The organism is Microcoleus sp. D3_18a_C4 (assembly GCF_036702415.1).
Lineage (GTDB): Bacteria > Cyanobacteriota > Cyanobacteriia > Cyanobacteriales > Microcoleaceae > Microcoleus.
Map to the genome: position 1 here is coordinate 1 of NZ_JAUBTI010000218.1, position 2,352 is coordinate 2,352.

Below are 2,352 nucleotides of genomic sequence, written 5' to 3' on the forward strand. Positions count from 1 at the left end.
CCTTATTCTCTCCCGGCGCGGTGGCTCTAGTTCTTCTTTTGCCACCGTTCTCATCTTTATTTAGTCTAAACGACAGTAAGTAAATTTTGAACAAAGAGGTTCGAGGGAAGAAAAAAGTCTTCCTTCTTCCCTCGAACCTCTTCCCTCGAACCTCTTCCTTCTTCCTGACATCCGTTACATCCGTTACAAAATCCGTTGCCGAACTTCCTTCTTCCTTCAAAAACCTAACTGGGGGAAATCTTCCGTTAACTGAACTTGCAAAATTTGACCGGGTTGAATCGTAGCAGGTTGAGGAGCAGCGACGTAAGTTGTAGCAACACCACCGGCTGCTCCCGCCAACAAACCGATACCAGAAAAGCCGCTCAGCAAGAACAAAGCTAAGCCACCAATACCAGTATTTCGCAACAAACTGCGATCGGTCGGCTGTTGTCGGCGGCCTCCCACGGGTTCTGAGCGAGCGAAGAGAGGGATATTGCGGCCGTTGAGACTAATAGCTTCGACCACAAATCGACTGCCGAGGTTCGTTGTTTCAAACCGACCGATGACTGGCGTATTAGCAGGTACGATCGTATTACCGCGACTGTCGAAAATTCCCCCTTGCAGCAACAGCACTTCCTCCCGGCTGGGCTTCACTTGCAGCCGCAAAGCCCGATCGCCCGGGTATAGCAAACTCAGCTCCGTGCCCGCCGGCAACAAGACATTCGCCCCAGCCTCCGCCTGCAAAGGAGCATTCGATCGTCCGCGAGGAAGCGGTTCACCAAAAGTAAGCGTCCGCTGTTGGGGCGCTGCAGCAGCCGTTATTTGAGGCTCTAGGCGGGGTAGAGCAGCAGCTTGTACCCCACGGCGTTCGTCAAGGCGAACATTGACTAAAGGCACTCTTAGCGGCCGGATTTGGTCATTTGGAGTTGGCGGCTCCGAAGAATTTGTAGCGGGATTCAGGGAATTAGGAGGCTCAGCTCGATCGACCTTTGGGGCACCAGTTGAGTTGGAATCAGTCGGCGGCTGGTTTTGCGGTACTTGTATTGCAGGCTGGGGTTGAGTTTCGGGAGTTTCCATATTCGGAGTCGGTTCGATCGAAGGACGCAACACCCAGCGATTTTCTACCCCGCTTCTTTGGAATTGAACTTGCCCTGCCCTGAAACCGACTCCAGGAGCCAAATTGACCAGAATTCTCGCCGTTCCCGGTTGAAGTTGACTCACTCCCACAGAACGCACTCTGCCTTGCGGGTATAACTGAGTTGCATCTACTCCGATCTCAGTATTGGGCAAATCCACAGCAATCTGAGACGGGTTGAGTAGAGAATATGTGGGGGTTGTTCCCTCTGGGAGAGTAATTTCTAGCTGATTTGTCGCCGGATCGAATTGCCAACTTGTGACTGTTGAAGCATTTGCTGGTTGCTGTGCTGCAGGCACTGCTGCAACTGCGGCGGCGACTGCTAGACTCAGACTCAGTGACTCGATCGCAAACAATCCCGCTGGTAGAGAATTAACAGTCAATTTTTGTAAGTCTGCCCAAAATTTTCGTGGTAATTTTTTGTATGGCATGGCTGCTGGGTGAAATTTTCGATCTGAAATGATTATGGATGGGAAAATTTTGCCTTCGGATGACGCTGAAAGTTTAGCATTATTGCGATATGAAAAATTTAACTAAATGGAAATTATTGCGATCGCGCTTCGTTCTTAACAACAAGTGGTGTCAGGTTAGACAAGATGAAATAGAATTGCCAAGCGGACAAATTATAGACGACTTTTTTGTTAATGTCCGGCCCAATATCGCCCTCGTATTTGCCACGACAGAGCAGCAAGAACTTGTATTAGTGCGCCAATACAGGCACGGAGTAGGCGAAATTTTGCTGGAACTGCCTGCCGGCTCTTTCAACCCTGCTGAAGAGAGCGGGAAATCGGCAGCAGCCAGAGAACTGGCCGAAGAAACGGGATATGTTGCTGAAGAAATTTTGGAACTAGCCACCTTATATGATAACCCCGTAAAAGACACCAATTCTATCTACCTATACTTTGCTAAAAATGTCAACCTTGCTAGCAAAATACAATTGGATATTACAGAAGATATTGAAGTAGTTTTAGTCCCAATTACCGAAGTTTTGTTAAAAATAGCAAACCGATAAATTTGTGTAGGAGGAAGCATCGCAGCTATTTTTTAGGATTAGAATTTTTGAATAAACAGCGGTAAGGTGCTGTGTGAATGGCACCCTACACGCTGTTTGTTGTGAGACCTGTCTTAAGGAGAAAGAGTCAGAAAATCCAGAGAAGTAATAGTATTATCAGCCCCAAAAATCTGAGCCAAAACCTCCCCAGTCGCCGCAACTTGTAAGAGTGTGCCATTAGCCATCG

At 48.3% G+C, this 2,352-nt stretch carries 2 protein-coding genes and 1 pseudogene; 1 reads left to right on the top strand and 2 read right to left on the bottom strand.

Going from position 1 to position 2,352, the window contains the following annotated elements; all coding sequences use genetic code 11:
• Both QUB16_RS33230 and QUB16_RS33235 read right to left on the bottom strand, forming a co-directional pair.
• Window positions 1–220, bottom strand: a 220-nt coding sequence (locus tag QUB16_RS33230; protein ID WP_333322641.1) for a hypothetical protein, incomplete at its 3' end; no start/stop codon positions are given.
• Entirely contained in the window at window positions 217–1,545 is a 1,329-nt protein-coding gene (locus QUB16_RS33235; RefSeq protein ID WP_333322643.1) for an AMIN domain-containing protein, read from the bottom strand. The genes QUB16_RS33235 and QUB16_RS33230, both read right to left, overlap by 4 nt.
• Before the next feature lie 89 nt (window positions 1,546–1,634).
• Here QUB16_RS33235 and QUB16_RS33240 point away from each other — a divergent pair.
• Window positions 1,635–2,191, top strand: a pseudogene (locus tag QUB16_RS33240) (NUDIX hydrolase).
• The last annotated feature ends 161 nt before the right edge of the window (window positions 2,192–2,352 follow it).

Bases quoted from the DNA above. Each gene is read 5' to 3' on its own strand.
- QUB16_RS33235 (WP_333322643.1), bottom strand. From the start codon at position 1,545: ATGCCATACAAAAAATTACCACGAAAATTTTGGGCAGACTTACAAAAA.